14 protein-coding genes, 1 tRNA gene and 1 pseudogene are annotated in these 16,589 nt (G+C 60.1%); 5 read left to right on the forward strand and 11 right to left on the reverse strand.

Translation table 11 applies throughout. The features are described 5' to 3' along the window. Positions 1 to 20: 20 nt before the first annotated feature. From BDB13_RS26150 to BDB13_RS26190, 10 genes and pseudogenes are all read right to left on the reverse strand, one after another. On the reverse strand, positions 21 to 839 hold the full coding sequence (locus BDB13_RS26150) for an SDR family NAD(P)-dependent oxidoreductase (RefSeq protein ID WP_094274351.1): 819 nt from the start codon (positions 837 to 839) through the stop codon (positions 21 to 23). A gap of 142 nt (positions 840 to 981) precedes the next feature. Then, positions 982 to 1,113 (reverse strand): annotated as a pseudogene (locus tag BDB13_RS31780) (RNA-guided endonuclease InsQ/TnpB family protein); the annotation flags it as partial. 385 nt (positions 1,114 to 1,498) lie between these two features. After that, the gene (locus BDB13_RS26155) at positions 1,499 to 3,208 is read right to left on the reverse strand and encodes an ABC transporter substrate-binding protein (protein WP_254922963.1); all 1,710 of its coding nucleotides are present in this window, start codon (positions 3,206 to 3,208) and stop codon (positions 1,499 to 1,501) included. 19 nt (positions 3,209 to 3,227) lie between these two features. Next, positions 3,228 to 3,566, reverse strand: a complete 339-nt coding sequence (locus BDB13_RS26160; protein WP_176459671.1) for a hypothetical protein — start codon at positions 3,564 to 3,566, stop codon at positions 3,228 to 3,230. Between the two features lie 552 nt (positions 3,567 to 4,118). Then, positions 4,119 to 4,192 (reverse strand) — tRNA-Leu (locus BDB13_RS26165). Between the two features lie 62 nt (positions 4,193 to 4,254). After that, positions 4,255 to 5,208 (reverse strand): Ppx/GppA phosphatase family protein, encoded by a 954-nt coding sequence (locus BDB13_RS26170; RefSeq protein ID WP_094274352.1) that lies wholly within the window; start codon positions 5,206 to 5,208, stop codon positions 4,255 to 4,257. 11 nt (positions 5,209 to 5,219) lie between these two features. Then, positions 5,220 to 5,765, reverse strand: coding sequence for a DUF501 domain-containing protein (locus BDB13_RS26175; protein ID WP_094274353.1), 546 nt, complete (start codon positions 5,763 to 5,765; stop codon positions 5,220 to 5,222). Next, positions 5,762 to 6,412 (reverse strand): FtsB family cell division protein, encoded by a 651-nt coding sequence (locus BDB13_RS26180; RefSeq protein WP_094274354.1) that lies wholly within the window; start codon positions 6,410 to 6,412, stop codon positions 5,762 to 5,764. The genes BDB13_RS26175 and BDB13_RS26180 overlap by 4 nt, the downstream gene beginning before the upstream one ends. 20 nt (positions 6,413 to 6,432) lie before the next feature. Beyond that, complete coding sequence (eno, locus tag BDB13_RS26185) at positions 6,433 to 7,719, reverse strand: phosphopyruvate hydratase (RefSeq protein ID WP_094274355.1); 1,287 nt, start codon at positions 7,717 to 7,719, stop codon at positions 6,433 to 6,435. A 139-nt stretch (positions 7,720 to 7,858) separates the two neighbouring features. Continuing rightward, positions 7,859 to 8,644 (reverse strand): lytic transglycosylase domain-containing protein, encoded by a 786-nt coding sequence (locus BDB13_RS26190; protein WP_094274356.1) that lies wholly within the window; start codon positions 8,642 to 8,644, stop codon positions 7,859 to 7,861. A gap of 157 nt (positions 8,645 to 8,801) precedes the next feature. Here BDB13_RS26190 and efeU point away from each other — a divergent pair, with 157 nt between their 5' ends. From efeU to efeB, 3 genes are read left to right on the forward strand one after another with little or no spacing between them, the layout of a single operon-like run. Then, positions 8,802 to 9,695 carry an iron uptake transporter permease EfeU gene (gene efeU / locus BDB13_RS26195; protein WP_094275221.1) on the forward strand — a complete coding sequence of 298 codons (894 nt, stop codon included), beginning with the start codon at positions 8,802 to 8,804 and terminating at the stop codon, positions 9,693 to 9,695. A 14-nt stretch (positions 9,696 to 9,709) separates the two neighbouring features. Further along, entirely contained in the window at positions 9,710 to 10,840 is a 1,131-nt protein-coding gene (gene efeO / locus BDB13_RS26200; RefSeq protein WP_094274357.1) for an iron uptake system protein EfeO, read from the forward strand. A gap of 1 nt (position 10,841) precedes the next feature. Beyond that, positions 10,842 to 12,122, forward strand: coding sequence for an iron uptake transporter deferrochelatase/peroxidase subunit (gene efeB, locus BDB13_RS26205; protein WP_094274358.1), 1,281 nt, complete (start codon positions 10,842 to 10,844; stop codon positions 12,120 to 12,122). Here the strand turns inward: efeB and BDB13_RS26210 are convergent. Next, positions 12,095 to 13,231, reverse strand: a complete 1,137-nt coding sequence (locus tag BDB13_RS26210; protein WP_094274359.1) for a glycosyltransferase — start codon at positions 13,229 to 13,231, stop codon at positions 12,095 to 12,097. The genes efeB and BDB13_RS26210 overlap by 28 nt on opposite strands. A 156-nt stretch (positions 13,232 to 13,387) precedes the next feature. Between BDB13_RS26210 and BDB13_RS26215 the strand changes: the two genes are divergently transcribed. Further along, a complete protein-coding gene (locus BDB13_RS26215) occupies positions 13,388 to 15,181 on the forward strand; it encodes an alpha/beta fold hydrolase (protein ID WP_094274360.1) in 1,794 nt (597 codons plus the stop codon). Then, positions 15,178 to 16,581, forward strand: a complete 1,404-nt coding sequence (locus BDB13_RS33155; protein WP_254922964.1) for an O-antigen ligase family protein — start codon at positions 15,178 to 15,180, stop codon at positions 16,579 to 16,581. Before BDB13_RS26215 ends, BDB13_RS33155 begins: the two co-directional genes overlap by 4 nt. The last annotated feature ends 8 nt before the right edge of the window (positions 16,582 to 16,589 follow it).

Consider the following 16,589-nt stretch of genomic DNA (forward strand, 5'->3'; position numbering starts at 1 on the left):
CCGGACTGCGGTCGGCCGACTCAGAAACCTGACATGTCGTACGGGTACTTGTTGGTGGCTCCGCCGTCGACGACCATCACATGTCCGGTGATCGTCCGGGCGAGGTCGCTCACCAGGAAAGCCAGGGCACTTGCTACGTCGGCCGGCATCGTCAAACGCTGAAGCGGTATCTGGGTGCGGGTATTCTCGACCGCGTCGGCGTCGAGGATCGCCGAGATCCGGGGCGTAATGACGAACCCGGGAGCCACCGCGTTGACGCGAATGCCGAACGGTCCCAGCTCAATTGCCGCAGAGCGGACAAGCGACCCGAGTGCGGCCTTGTACACGCCGTAGGCGGCATGCCCCGGTGAGCTGCCGATCCCGGAGACTGACGAGACGAAGGTGATGGATCCCTCGCCGCGGTCGCGCAACCGGGCGCCGAAACGACGGATCGTCAGGACCGCATGGTGCAAGACGATGGTCTCCTCCCAACGCCAGTCGTCGTCGGTGATGTCGAGCAGCGGACCGTATCGCGCCATGCCGATGACGTCGACAACGCCATCGATCTCGCCCGCACGTTCGGCCAACGCGGCCATTTCGGCGTCGTCGGTGGCGTCGACCTGCTCGGCCGTGGCAGCTGGGCCGATCTCCGCGCATACGCCGGCGGCACGCTCCCTGTCGATGTCGACGACGATCACTGTGGCACCGAGCTGAGCGAGCGCATGAGAGATCTGCCGCCCCATTCCCTGTCCGCCACCGAGCACAAGATATCGGCGCTGCGACAGGTCAAACCGACTGCGGTAGTCGACGATCCTGTCACTTTCGGCGCGGTCGACAGACGGCGCAGGGTCCTGAGTCATGCAAACTCCGATCGAGAGACTGTGTGCGGCCTTCGGGTCACAGAAGAAGTGGACCGACTACCAAGTTCATTGGCGGACAGGACAATCGATGACAGTCGCGACGTCTTCGTGCACCGGAGATGCGCAACGAGTTTCCGGCTTAGAGGTTCGCTGTCCGGGTGGTGTAGGCGTCGGCGACTTTCTTGATCACGCGGACCGCTGGTTGCGCCGACAACCCGAGTGCCTTGACCTGGGCGTACACCGTTTTCTGCAACGCGAACGTACGACGATCAGACGCAATCGCGAGAACTCCGCTCAGCGGATACACATTCATCGCACCCGTCGACAGCAAGGCACCGCACGTCAGTTTTCATGCTGATTCCCCACACAAAGTCGAAGAGCCCGTTTCATCCCCTCACTGAATGATCTCGGTTGTCTCCGAGTGCCTCATCAAATCCTGACAGGGAAGGGCAGGAACCGGCGTGCAAGACCAATTTCGTCCTGCACGCCGTATTCTCACCACAATTGATCCGCGCATTTATCCGTTCCGATCTCGGTCGGATTACAAGCACAGCAAAAGTGCACATCCGGCGCCAGATGGATCAACTTCGTAGATAGAGGCGATGATATTCCGCCAGCTTTCGGAGCGTTCGTCCTCCGCAAGCTGCATCAGCTGATACTCAATTTCCGATGAATACCTTGTCGAAAAGCATGATCAGATCCACTGTGGGCTTCACACCATAGACATTGTCCGACCACGCCATAAAGACGTTGCCAGTCGAGGACCACGTCAGGAAGGGCTGCTCCTTGTTGACAATCACCTGAATTTCATTGATCGCTGCCCGTTTGGCGTCATCATCCGGCGCCGAAATCATATTACTGAGCAGGGCATCTATCTCGGGACTCTTCAGTCCGATAGTGCTATTCCGCGTGCTGGATAGCGCATTGAACAAACGAACCTCGGGGTCGATATCGGAGATATCCAGCGCTCCAAGCGACAAGTCATAGTCATGATTGATAATTGTACGCATGACCATATCGGTGGTGGTATTGGCGTACTCAATCGTCATGTCGAAGCCGACTGCGTTGAGCTGCGCCTGCACCGCCAAGGCAACCTGCTGAGCGTCGGGGGAGTTGACGGCGACGTAAGTGATCTTTCCGTCGAAGCCGCCCGCCTTCGCTTGGTCCAGCAACTGCCGGGCTTTGACTGCATCGGGCAAGATTCCGGCGACCTCCCCGTGCCAGAAAGATTGCGGTCCAAACATGTCGGATCCACCAGTTCCTTCCCCGGCACGGGCCCGTTCGTTCAAAATCGCCGGATCAACGGCGTACGCCATGGCCTGACGGACCACTGGGTCAGCACCCGGCCGGCCTGGTGAATTATTGATATTGCCGATCATCGACATATTGGTGAAATCCTGGAAACCGGGAAAAGCGTCCTTGGCTACGTTGACGGTGTCCGCGTCCCGAAGGTAGATCATCTCGACGCCGCCAGTTTTCAGAGCATCGATCTTCGGCTTTTCACCTGCAATCGCCACGAACCGGAGAGCGTCGAGGTGCGGTTTACCGCCCCAGTAGTCCGAACGGGCCTTCAGATCGAGCTGCTGCGACGGCTGCAGATTCTCGACTGTGAACGGACCCGCTCCGATGGGCGTGAATTTATCGCCCTGCTGTGACGAGGGGGCCACGATCATGCCCTGCCCATAGGAAAGGATGGCGGGAAAGTTATGCCACGGCTTATTCAGCGTGAACTCCACGGTAGCGGGGTCCTTCGCCGTGATGTTCTGTACCACCTCGTTGAACAATGGCGCGAACATACCCCTTTTTTGGTTGTATCGATTAATGCTGGCCACCACGGCGTCTGCATCAAACGGTGTTCCGTCGCTGAACCGCACCCCGTCACGCAGTGTCAAGGTCCACGTCAAGTGATCGACGCTCTCCTCGAGCGACTTCGCCATCTGGGGCTCGAACTTCTCCGAATCCGCGTCGTAGCGCATCAGCACGTCGTAGACCGCGGCCATCTCGGTGCCACCCGTGGAGCCTGTTGGCGGAGTGACTGTGGGGTCGAGACTTGTTATGGGCATGTACGCCGCGAAGCTGAGCCTCCCGCCCTCAGTGGGAGCGCCAGGGATCGCCTGGTCGCCCACAATCCCACGGGTTGCCGTCAGGCGATCGGACGACGTCACGCTGTTGCCGTCTGACGTACTCGAGCCCGCGCAGCCTGTCAGCACCACTGCGCTAACAGCCATAACCGCTAGGCCCCGGACGAACCGGCTATCCTTTAGATTCATAAACAGAACTCCATGCGCTAACGTCGATCTTGTGGACATTGAATTACTTTCCTGATTGTTTTTAGCCAGCTTGACGCGACCGATCTGCGCCAATTTCATCTGACGAACCCTGAGCAAACTACTCCCCCCACGAAGCGTAGGACAGCCGATTTCGAGGATTATGATCGGCATAGATCCTTTCGCTGCGCTTTTTTAGCGCGATAGCAGTTTCATCAAATGCACGCTTAACCCAATCACCGTGTTCGTCCATGATTTTTTGTGCGTCCACGCCAAGGAACGCATCCGTGGAGTAGTAGAGACAACGATTCTCTGCGATGTGTTCGATTACCTGATCACGTCGGGCAGCGTCTGCGCAGATCTCGGTAGCTCGCAGTTCCCATGACAACAAACGCTCAGGCACGACGGCACAGAGGACAAGCGTGGTCGGATCGTAATTCGGAATAGGCAATTCAGGCATTCAAACCTCCATCGGCGAGAGACGCGACGCACAGGTAGACAGTTCGCCACTTTTCACCTTGGCGCCGAACCGCGAGACGCAATAACGACATTTGAGACGAACGCCTTTGGCGGAACCTACGTTCGACACCCCGGCCCGAAGACCGGCAGCCGCCTTCCACACGAGAAGAACTTAAATTCGCGAGGACTACCGTTCTCCACCCGATATTGCGTGACGGGCATCACTGTAGCCAGTGGCTTTAGTTTCGTCAACCTGTAGTATTTCGAAGTACCGCTTCGGACCAGCCACCGGCCATCTCGACAGTCGCCGACCACAATCGAAGCAAACTCGGGGAATCAGCATTTCCGTAGCCGCTTCTACCTGCCTCAGAGCAACCGTTCTGCATATGCTTTGTGAGACAGGGACACTGGCGTACGGCGCCAGCAGGTGAGTGTGCCGATGCCGATGCGCACAGTCCGTGAAGGATGAAGTGGTTGCTTGGTTCGAAAGCCCATTGTGCGGACGCTTTCGGCCAGAAACTTAAGTACTGACTTCTACCTGCGGCGATTTGAGTGCCCCCAGTCGGACTCGAACCGACACTTGACGGATTTTAAGTCCGTTGCCTCTGCCAATTGGGCTATGGGGGCTTCCCTGTTGTTGACGGCTTACCGACAACAACAGGCATCACATTAGCGGGCGGTGGAGACTGTCATTCGACAGGGATCGACATTGCGATACCGTCGAGAATGTCGTGCTCGCTGACCACAAGTTCCGTGATCCCGGCCTTCTCCTCGAAGGCTCGCGCCAGAACCGTGGTGACGATGGCTCCGCCGCCGATCACGTCGACGCGACCGGGATGCATGGGTCCGAATTTTGCGCGATCGACACGAGGCATCGCGGTGAGCCGGTCACACACGTCCGTCAATTTCTCGAACGAAATTCGCGACAGGTGCACTTTGTCGGCGTCGTAATCCGGGAGGTCCTGTGCGATTGCCGAGAGCGTGGTCATGGTTCCGGCGACGCCCACCAAGGTGCGAGCCTTTTCGATGGGCACTGCATCAAATGCTTCGGCCAGCTTCGCCGAAGCGAATTCTGTTGCCTCAGCGACTTGTTCCGCACTCGGGGGATCGGAATGCAAGCACCGTTCGGTAATCCGCACACAGCCGATGTCAGTGGAATACGCGGCTACGACGCCAGCAGAGTCACCGAGAACCAACTCGGTGGATCCGCCGCCGAGATCGACGACCACGAACGGCCCCTCGGACGGATCCAGTTCTCCCACAGCACCACTGAACGACAAACGTGCTTCTTCGTCGCCCGTGATGACCTCGGCACCGGAGCCGGGGATAACGCTGCCCAGCACGTCGCGAGTCATCGAGAAGAAATCGTCGCGATTGAATGCATCGCGAGTGGCGGAGGTGGCAACCATCCGGACGGCACTTGCTCCCGCGTCGGCGATCATGCCCGCATATTCGACCAGCGCGACGCGAGTGCGTTCGATGGCTTCGGGCGCCAAGGACCCTGTTGCGTCTACGCCTTGACCGAGTCGAACAACCCGCATCTCGCGCCGGACGTCGACCAATCGACCATCAGTACCGACGTCCGCGATCAGCAGACGAATGGAGTTGGTGCCGCAGTCGACGGCAGCGACGCGTCGAGTCACTTGTCTGGGGCTCACTTCTCCGGATCAACCGCGGCGTCGATGCCCGGCCAGTCGGCGGGGATAGCGGTGCCACGGAGCTTGCCGTGACCTGCCAGCGCAACGGACTCGTCGCCGAGCGGGTTGACACCCGGGCCCTTTGCGAGCGAATGCGCCATGAGGACGTGGAGGCACTTGACGCGGTCCGGCATTCCGCCGCCGGCAAAGTCGGTGCCGAGGGATTCGATGGCGTCACGCTCGGCGAGGTACGACTCGTAGGCCCGGCGGTAGGCCGCGGCAAGCTCGGGGTCCTGCGTCAGACGCTCGGACATCTCACGCATCACACCGGCAGATTCCTGGCGGCTGGCCTCAGCGGTCAGACGAGGATCCGTGAGGTAGTAGAGCGTCGGAAACGGTGTTCCGTCAGGAAGTTTGGGAGCTGTCTTGACTACACCGGGTGTGCCGTCGGGACTGCGGTAAGCAATCTCGAGCACTCCGCGCGGTTCACGGCCCAACTGAGCTGCGACGGCATCAAGATCCGCCTGCGCGACGTTGGGGGAATTTTCGGACTGATTGCTCACCCGGTGGGTACTCCTTGTTCTTCTGGCTGCTGCGTCGGGGTAGCCGGCGCAGGTGCCGGTTTTGGCTTTGTCTCGGGCACCACTGGCGGTTCCGAAATCGTTTGCCACAGATCGCGATACCACGGACCTGTCAGCGGGGTCTCTTTGACTTTCTTCTTCTCGGGTTCCTTGTAGTCACCGGGAAGTTGAACTTGAAACGGTGTTTCACCGGGCTTGACGTACCGAAGACGTTCCCGGGCAAGAGCTTCGATGTATGCGGGATCATCAAAGCGTGCATTTTGGGCGCGCAGCTCGTCGACTTCCTTCTGCAGGACGCTTCGCTCGGCAGCAATCTGCGCGGCGTCGGAACGCTGAGAGATGTACGTGCGCAACGGAACTGCCAACGTCAACGCCAACATCAATACGACCATCGCGAGAACGACTGCGCGCGAAGTCGAGAGCCCGAAAACGGTGTTGTCGGTACTAGGCAGCCTCGACCAGAACCGGCCCGAGGACGCCTTTGCCGTGCTGTCGGCAGCTTCGGCGTCGGCACCACGGACGCGTCGTGCGCTGGTAGTTCTGCCGCGGCGAGCACTGTCGCCACGCCCGGAACCACGACCCCCCGGACTTCCGCCGGGGGATCGTGGTTTACCGCGCTGTGCAGACACTACCGATACTTAAATTGTTGTCAGGCCTCGAATGCGAAGCGCGGGAATGCGACCTCGCCGGCGTAACGAGCGGCATCACCGAGGTTCTCTTCGATCCGCAGCAACTGGTTGTACTTGGCGACGCGCTCGCTGCGAGCGGGTGCACCCGTCTTGATCTGGCCGCTGCCGACGGCAACTGCGAGGTCGGCGATGGTGGTGTCCTCGGTCTCGCCGGACCGGTGGCTCATCATCGTCTTGTAGCCGTTGCGGTGTGCAAGATCGACGGCGTCGAGGGTCTCGGTGAGGGTGCCGATCTGGTTGACCTTGACCAGCAGTGCGTTGGCCGCGCCCTTGACGATGCCCTCTTCGAGGCGCTCGGGGTTGGTGACGAACAGGTCGTCACCGACAAGCTGAACCTTGTTGCCGATCTGGTCGGTGAGGGAAACCCAGCCGTCCCAGTCGTCTTCATCCAGCGGATCTTCGATGGACACGAGCGGGTACGCGTCGATGAGCTCTGCGTAGAACGCGGACATCTCGGCGGCCGTGCGGTTCTTGCCTTCGAACTTGTAGCCGGTGCCGTCCGTGTAGAACTCGGTGGCAGCAACATCGAGTGCGAGTGCGACGTCGACGCCCAGCTTGAGGCCGGTCCGCTCGACAGCGATCGTGATGAGGTCGAGAGCTTCCCTGGTGCCGGCAACGTCGGGCGCAAATCCACCCTCGTCACCGAGACCGGTGGAGAGGCCCTTCTCCTTCAGAACAGACTTGAGGGAGTGGTAGACCTCGGTGCCCCAGCGAAGGGATTCCTTGAAGCTCGGTGCGCCGATGGGAGCAACCATGAACTCCTGGACGTCCACGCCGGTGTCGGCGTGTGCGCCACCGTTGAGGATGTTCATCATCGGGACGGGAAGAACGTGGGCGTTGGGGCCACCGACGTAACGGAACAGCTCCAGGCCCGAGGACTCGGCTGCGGCGCGGGCAACTGCCAGCGAAGCACCGAGGAGAGCGTTGGCACCCAGACGAGACTTATCCGGGGTGCCGTCTGCGTCGAGCAGCGCCTGGTCGACAGTGCGCTGTTCGGTGGCGTCGATACCGATGATCGCGGGCGCGATCTCGCCGAGGACTGCCTCGACTGCCTTCTCGACGCCCTTTCCGCCGTAGCGAGCGCCACCGTCGCGCAACTCGACGGCTTCGTGCTCACCGGTGGACGCGCCGGAGGGCACTGCCGCCCGCGCGAAACTTCCGTCGTCGAGCAGAACCTCAACTTCGACCGTGGGGTTGCCACGGGAATCGAGGATCTCGCGAGCTCCGACCTGCTCAATACTGGCCACTGTGTGGTTCTCCTTCGATGGGCTTCGCATTGGGGCACGCTGTGCGTGGCCTCCGTAGTGCCAGCACACAGCCTAACCGCAGCGGCCGACGGCTTCTTGATCGACGCTTACACATCGGCCCGACCTGCGGTCATTCGATTCAGTCGGGTCGTGTTCCCACCGAGTACGCCGACGCTCGGTCCCGGACCAGCGCCAGGTAGTCACCGGACAGGTTGTAGGCCATCAGCGCCTGTTGCCACCCGGCGGCGGTCGTCAGGTCTCCCCCACGCGCGCACAGATACCGGGCCGCAGTGAGGGCTGCGTCGTCAATGTTGTCCGGGTCGATTCTCCCGTCACCATTGGCGTCGACGCCCCACTTCAGCCAAGTTTCGGGAATGAATTGCATGGGCCCCATGGCCCGGTCGTGGACCGGATCGCCGTCCATCATGCCGCCATCGGTGTCTGCGATTTCGGCTACGCCGGGTCCGCCGTCGAGCGGGATTCCGCGAATGGCCGGGGCAACCTGTCCCAACATGGAGACTTTCGAACCGTCATACGTTCCGTGGCGGCTTTCGACGCTTCCGATCCCGGCGAGGGTCGTCCATCCGATTCCGCAACCCGGCAACGTTTCCGTCATGACAGCTGCTGCATAGCCATAGGCCCCGAGTGCTGTTGTGCCGATTCCGACATCACCGCTCAGACCTGCTGCCCAATCTGCGAGTTGATCAGCACTGCGACCGGGTGCGTTGATGTCGATCGGCGGCGTCGGCGCCCCCACTCCGGGCGGGATTCCTTCCGGAATCACGACCTTCTGCTCATCCGATCCACAGGCTGCCGCGCCCGCCCCCACCAGGATTGTTCCGGCAGCTAGCGCGGCGACAGCGCGTACGAAGCGCCGCGGTCTCGAGGACTTGGCGGGGTTTGGGTGCACGTCCCCATCATCCATGCGACCCGAACGAAGGCCCGAATCTAATGGTAAAGAAATGCAAAAGTCCTGGTGGGGGCTCAGAGCCGACAAAAAATGTGGAGTATCTTCGTCTGAGTTAAGGCTGCCCTAGCCTAAATCGTGCATCTCAGTCATCCAGTCAGGAGTCCCCGTGTCCGTGTCGGTACTCGCTGCCGCAAGCACCCCCTCGGTTGCCACCCAGCTTTTCGGCAGTGGCCTGATCGGGCTCCGCGAAGGCCTCGAAGCCGGCATCGTCGTCATGATCCTGGCCGCCTATCTGGTCAAGGCCCAGCGCAAAGACGCGTTGAAATGGGTGTGGCTGGGTGTCCTCGCGGCTGTCGTCATGGTGGCCATCATCTTCTTTGCGATCCACTACGGAACCTCGACAGTCGACGGACTGACCGCCGAGGTCATCGCCGGAATCGCGTCGCTCATTGCCGTGGTCATCGTGACCGCGATGGTCCTGTGGATGCGAACCGCCGCCAAGAACATCTCGGGTGAACTGAAAGCCGGCATGGAGAAGGCACTCGTCGCCGGGCCTGTCGCGATCTTGACTCTCGCGTTCTTCGCCGTCGGCCGCGAAGGCGTCGAGACGGCACTCCTGATGGTGGGTTACGCCGAGAACACGGCAGGCAGTTCATGGCCACTTATCGGCCTGCTGCTCGGAATTCTTGTGGCCGCCGTCTTGACCGTTGCCATGTACTTCGGGGCCCTCCGACTCAATCTCACGACGTTCTTCCGTTACACCGCAATCTTCCTCATCGTCGTAGCTGCCGGAATCCTCTCGTACGGTATTCGCGCCCTGCAGACCGGAAACGTCTTGCCAGGCGCCGGCAACTTCGCTTTCAACCTCACCGGCTACGACCCCTCCACCTGGTACGGCACGGTTCTGGCCGGCATCTTCAACTTCCGTCCCGACCCGACGGTTCTGCAAGCGTCGGCTTGGGTGATCTATCTGGTCGTCGTGCTCGCACTGTTCCTACGCCCACAATCGTCACCGGCGCCCGCCGCTGCGACGACTATCTCTGCTTCCGAAACTCATGAATCCTGAGAGGCATTTCTCCGATGCGTAAATCCACCCTCGCGCTCATGGCGGCTGCGGCACTTCCCTTTTCACTTGTGGCGTGCACCGAGAAGTCGACGGCGAGCGACGGCGACGTCATCGTCACTGCCACCGACGACTCGTGCGACATCAGTGCCACCACCGGTACAACGGGTAAGACCACCTTCCAGGTAACGAACAACGGCTCGAAGGTCACCGAGTTCTACGTCTTCGCCGAGGGCGATCGAGCGATGGGTGAAGTCGAGAACATCGGCCCCGGCCTGCAGCGTCAGCTGATCGTCACGCTCCCCGAAGCTGCGACGTACCAACTTGCCTGCAAGCCCGGCATGGTCGGAACCGGTATCCGCCAAGACTTCGTCGTCACCGGCGATTCGCAGGCAGCCACCGACGAAAGTGGTCAGCTCGCCGAGGCCGCCGACGGTTACCGCCGATACATCCGCAGCCAGATCGTGGCGTTGCAGGACACCACCGCTCAGTTCGTTGCCGCGATCCAGGCCGGCAACATCGAGCAGGCCAAGGCGCTGTTCCCGATTGCTCGCACCTATTACGAGCGCATCGAACCCGAGGCCGAGAGCTTCGGCGAGCTCGACCCGAAGCTCGATCTGCGTGAGGCCGATCTCGAGCCGGGTCAGGTTTGGACCGGCTTCCACCGCCTCGAAAAAGACTTGTGGGTCACCGGAATTCAGCCCGATACCAATGCTGTTGCAGATCAGTTGAAGGTAGATATCGCATACCTGGCAGATCAGGTCAACGCTGCGGACTACTCGATCGACCCCACCAAGATCGCGGGCGACGCCCAGGGGCTGCTCGACGAGATCTCGACATCCAAGATCAGCGGCGAAGAAGACATCTTCTCGCACACCGACCTCTGGGATTTCCAGGCCAATGTCGACGGTTCCCAGGCCGCGATTGCCGCTTTGAATCCGATTCTGCAGGAACGTAACCCGGAACTTGCCCAGCGCATTTCGGATCGTTTTGCCGATCTCGACGCAACGCTGGCGCAGTTCCGCATCGGCGACGGATTCGTGTTCTACGACACCGTCACCGAGGCTCAGCGTCAGGAACTCTCACGCAAGATCGATGCGCTCTCCGCCGAGGTCAGCCAAGTTCAGGAAGTAGTTGCAGGACAGTAATATGGCCGATTCATCCGAAGGTTCATCCGTTCCGGAAAACTCAGCACCACAAGGTCTTTCACGTCGTCGACTGTTCGGCGCGGTAGGCGCCGGTGCCGTACTGGCCGGCGCGGGTGCCGTCGTCGGCCGAGTCACCGCTGACAACGGAAACTCTGCCGATCACGATGATGTAGTCGCGTTTCGCGGCGACCATCAGGCCGGCATCTCGACGCCCGCGCAGGATCGCATGCACTTCGTGGCTTTCGACGTGACAACAAAGTCACGCGACGAACTGATCGCGCTGCTGCAGACCTGGACTGCGATGGCAGAACGGATGACCAAGGGTGAAGAAGCAACCGAGGACGGCGCAACCGGCGACGGTCCGTATGCGCCGCCGAGCGACACCGGCGAGGCCCTCGACCTCGCGCCTTCGCAACTGACCCTGACCATCGGGTTCGGCCCGTCGCTCTTCGACGACCGCTTCGGTCTGGCCGACAAGAAACCCGCTGCACTGCTGGATCTTCCGCATTTCCGCGCCGACAACCTCGACCCGAATCGCAGCGGCGGCGACATCGCGATTCAAGCGTGTGCCAACGATCCGCAGGTAGCCGTCCACGCGATCCGCAACCTAGCCCGCGTCGCGTTCGGCACGGCCTCGGTGAAGTGGTCACAACTCGGGTTCGGCCGTACGTCGTCAACATCGACGACTCAGGCGACTCCGCGAAACCTCTTCGGATTCAAGGACGGAACTGCAAATATCAAGGCCGAGGACCCCGAAGTGCTGAATGAGCACGTCTGGGTCAACGCCGTCGACGATCAAGAATGGATGGCCGGCGGATCATTCCTCGTCGCCCGACGAATTCGAATGCTGATCGAGCAGTGGGACCGCGCAGTACTCAAAGAGCAGGAAGCCGTCATCGGGCGCGACAAGCGCAGCGGAGCACCCCTCGGAGGCAAGGACGAGTTCGACGAACTCGATCTCGACTCCAAGGTCGGACACGACTTTGTCATTCCCGCCGATTCGCACGTCCGCCTTGCCTCAGCCCAGGAGTTGGGTGGAATCCAAATCCTGAGGCGCGGATACAACTTCACGGAAGGGTCAGACGGATTCGGCCACCTCGATGCCGGATTGTTCTTTGTGGCCTATTGTCGCAATCCCGTCGAACAGTTTGTTCCGATGCAGCAAAACCTTTCGCGGCACGACGCTTTGAACGAATACATCCAGCACGTCGGTTCCGCAGTCTTTGCCTGCCCCGGCGGACTTTCGAGTGGAAGTTACTGGGGTTCCACACTGTTCACGTAGGTAGCCGCTTCGATGCCTGTCCACGTCGCGATCTCGGCATGAAACCGCCCCACAGAGTACTTATCATAATTATTCGATCGAGCAGTATTCACGCTGTCGATATTCAGGATGCACTCCGCAATCGACTCCCACCGGTCGTCGTGAAAATGCAGTCCGTCGACGCCTTGCACAACGGTTTCCGACGCACCCCCAACACTATTGGTGATCAATCGCGCACCGGCTGCCATCGCCTCCACCGGCATGATCCCGAAGTCTTCGATCGGCGGAAATACGTAGGCCAGCGCCTGCTGATACAGAGCGAACAGCATTGCGTCCGAGGGCCGATGAAGAATCCGAACGGGCACGGACGCTGCCGACGCCATCGCGCGCAGTCGCTTTTCCTCCGGCCCCGACCCTGCAACCACGGCCGCGATGCCGGCCTTCTCCGCAGCCTTGATCACCCAGTCGAGTCGCTTGTACGGAATAAACCTCGAAGCGCCGAGAACAAACGACGAAGGTAAACTGGAGAGTAACTGAGACTCTTCCTGCGTCAACCTCGAACGCCAGTCGGCAACCCCGGCGATTCGAACAACATCGACCGGCGGATAAATGACCTTCGACTGCACACCCCAAGCACGCTCTATGCGGCTACTGACAAACTCACTGTTGGCCGCGAAGGACGCACCTTCCGATGCCCGCTTGCGATCGACCTTCCGCAAGAACGGAGAGGCCAGCCTCGCCGGCAGCGAATTTCCTCGCTCGTCGAGTTCCGGATTCCACACGTACCGAGCCGGCGTGTGAACGTAGACGAACTTACGAAGTTCGGCCGATCCTCCGGCAAATGTTGCATGGTGCGCGAACAGATGTGAACTGATCAGGGCAAAATCGTAGTCCCGATTCTCGAGCCCGCGCCACGTGAACGGCATCGCCGGGAGCGCCAGCGCTTTTCTCCCCCTCAGTGGCGTCCTGGCCAGGATACTTTCACGGACAATCGCGGCCGGGTACCGGTCCGGCGCATCGTTCCAGAGACAGTACAAATCCGCATCCGGATAGCAATGAACGAACTCGTCGAGCACCTTCTCAGCTCCGCCTGAACGCTCGATCCATTCATGGACGAGTACACCTGCCATATCGGACTCCCGTATGCCCATTGGGCTAGATCAGATACCTGTTGACGGAAAATGCATCATCAAACAAACCGATGGTATGTTTGACAGCAACATACAGGCAACCTCAATCAGCTAGCTCATCCCGGCTCAATTCGGGGTCTGCGAGAACGTCAGTTCATGGCCCTGTCCGCACTACACGGAGTGATCCCAATCGAGACTCAACTGGCAACGTGGTTCGGACCGGCAGAGACACCGCTGCTCGGATTCGTCCATGTACCGCAGTCGGGCACTGCCCGCGAAGCTGTCGTGCTGTGCTCGCCCATCGGCAAGGAACACATCGATACTTACCGCGGGATGCGACTCCTGGCGGACGAGCTCGCGGCCCGCGGGATCGTGGCGTTCCGTTTCGACTACGAGTCCGTCGGTGATTCAGCCGGTGCAGAAGATGCTCCCGACGCAATGCGCCGTTGGCAGGACAGCATTGTCAGTGCCATCGATTATGTAAGAAAGAGCGGTGCGCAGTCCGTGAGTATTGTCGGACTGCGACTCGGTGCGCTCTTGGCTGCTGCAGCGCTCGCGGAGTGCGGGACTATCAATTCGATCGTCCTTTGGGATCCGATCATCAATGGGCGCAACTACGTCAGGGAACAGCGCGCGTTTTACGCAATCAGTGTGGGCAAAGACGATCCTGCCGACCCACGCGTGTCGATCATGGGTGGAACGTTGGCGCCCGAATGTGCCGACGAACTCATGACCAGTCGCATCAACGGTCCGTTTCCGGGAAATCCGCGCGCCCTACTCGCCGTCCGGTCATCGATGAAAGACAGCAGTGCAATCACCCGACTGACGTCGACGATTCAACCTGACGTTCTGGTTCTGGAGAATCACGAAACCTTCACGTCTCCCCCGAGCTTCTATGTCGATATTCCGTACGGTTACATCCACGAGATCGCCGACTGGATCGACAAAAATGCGCCGGAGGATTCCGATGCCTTCGCCCCCATCATCGTGCCCACGGCGCGCGTGGCCGTGACTGCAAGTGGGGAGGAAGTCTACGAATCACTCGAACGAGTCGGTGCCCATCAACTTTTCGCGATCCGCACACATCCTGCGAGTCCCGCCGCCGAACCTGCTCTTGAAGCTCAGTCTGCTTCCTTCCCGGAGCCTGGACGTGGGCTGGTGTTCTTCACAACTGCCATCGAGCATCGCATCGGTCCCGGACGTTCTTGGGTGAAGATTGCGCGCGAAGCCGCTGAGCACTCTGTGACCACTTTGCGGTTCGACCGACGAGGCGTCGGTGACACCGGGCGCATCGATGCAAACAACCCGACGTCGGTATATTCACTTTCGGCAGACGATGATGCGATGACGGCCGTCGCTGCACTTGGAGCAGCTCCCGAAAACCTGATTCTGGCGGGATTGTGTTCGGGCGGTTGGACTGCCGCGTCGGTAGCACTGAAGGTGGGTGCTCGGTCAACGATTCTCGTCAACATGATCTTGTGGTCAGTGCGAAGGAAGCGAGCTCTCACAGACGCAGTGCTACCCGAATCCCCGAAAATAAGTCCTGAAGGCGACACGATAGAGCTGCCTTTCCGGGCGAGAATCAAGACACTGTTGCAGGCACGACTTCCCTACTTCGCATGGAAGATACTGGGCAACAATGGAATAACTCAGGTTCCCGAAGTCATGCTCGACGCACTTTACCGGCGCGGCGTGCACACGAAGGCCATTCTCTCACCCGCCGACGCGGAGTGGTTCCACCACCAGCGCGGCGCGCAAGGTATCGAACGAATGATGCTCCGTGGCTACACCTTCGACGTTGTCATGCCCAGTATCGGAGACCACCCGTCTTACCATCGCGACCTGCGAAGCATCATCCATCGTGAGTCGATCTCTGCGATAACAACACAATTCGGCAGTTCGACACGACGATCGATCAGCAGCACTGATGCGAAGCGGACAACGGTGTGAACCCCGCGATCTTGCTGCTCGGTGTGATGGCTGCATCCCCGCTTGCAGTTGCCCTCTACAGACGACCACAACGAGGGCTCCTGCTCCTCGCGCTTCTCGCGCCCCTTCACGGCCTGCTGGCAATCGTCCCGAACGGGCAATCCTTGGCCGGATGGAAAGAGGGCTTGATCCTGCTGACCTTGTTGTGCACCTTCGTGAGTCCGAATCGCCAACAGGCCGTACGTCCATCGATGCCCTGGTGGCCGGCAGCAGTCGCCTGGGTGCTCATGGGATCTGTGTCCGCACTGATCCTTTCCGGATTAGGTGGACTGGTATCGATCAAGATCACATACTTCTACGCGTTGATCCCGGTCATCCTCTGGCGTACGCCCTTCACCCGAACAGATCGAGACCATCTGGTCACGATCCTCATGGGTATGGGCATCTTCACTGCGGCGATCGGACTACTCCAGCAAATCGTCGGGCCTGCATATCTTGTCGAACTCGGCTACAGCTACACCGAACAGATCAGAATTACCGGTTCGCTGCTTCGCAGCTTCAGCACGTTCACCGGCCCATTCGCATTTGCACTCTTTGTCAGTATGAGCCTGATCATCGGTATATCAGTCAGCCTCGCTGATCCAAAACGCTTGCGTAACAAGATCTTCCTAGCCGCAACTCCGCTCATGATCGCAGGGATGGGGGTTTCCATCGTGCGTGCCAGTTATATCGCGCTCGCTGTCGGTCTCTTCTACCTGGCGATCTACCGATATCGTTCTCTGCTTGTATTGTTCGCCGGTATCGCTGCCGCAGTTCCAGTCGCATTGCTGGTCGCACCGGCCTCCGTCGTCAAGCCATTGTTCTCCTCATACAGCCTGTCGGAGCGTGGCAGCGGTTGGTCGTCGACGATCAGTTCGTTGTTTGTCCATCCGCTTGGCCAGGGACTTGGAGCAACTGGGTCCGCGGCCGCGAAAGCTGCCGAAACCGCCCACCCGATGCTGAACACGATGACCATCAAAGCAGCAACCACTCTTGGGCTGATTCCATACCAACCCGACAACTACTACATCAAAGTCCTTGTCGAACTGGGTCCAGTCGGGATGTGGATCTTCGCCCTACTCCTGATCTCCGCAGCACTCACTGCACTCAGAAGCTCTCGAGTGCTCCCCGGACAGGACGGCGCCTTCGCCTTGGGTGTCAGCGCTTCCATCATCGCCGCAGCCTGTGCGTCGGTGTTCGCTACGTACTTCGAGATTTTCCCTCTCGACTTGTACTTCTGGTTACTGATTGGAACTGTGGGATGCGCATTGAGCCAACATCACTCCGTACAAGCAACGACGGAGGTTCAGGAATCACCTTCGGCGCGATGGCCCTCCGCCCAGGCGGAGGCGGAGTACAGACCTACGCTCGCGAAGTCCTGAAAGAGATT

It is taken from the genome of Rhodococcus sp. OK302 (assembly GCF_002245895.1).
Lineage (GTDB): Bacteria > Actinomycetota > Actinomycetes > Mycobacteriales > Mycobacteriaceae > Rhodococcus_F.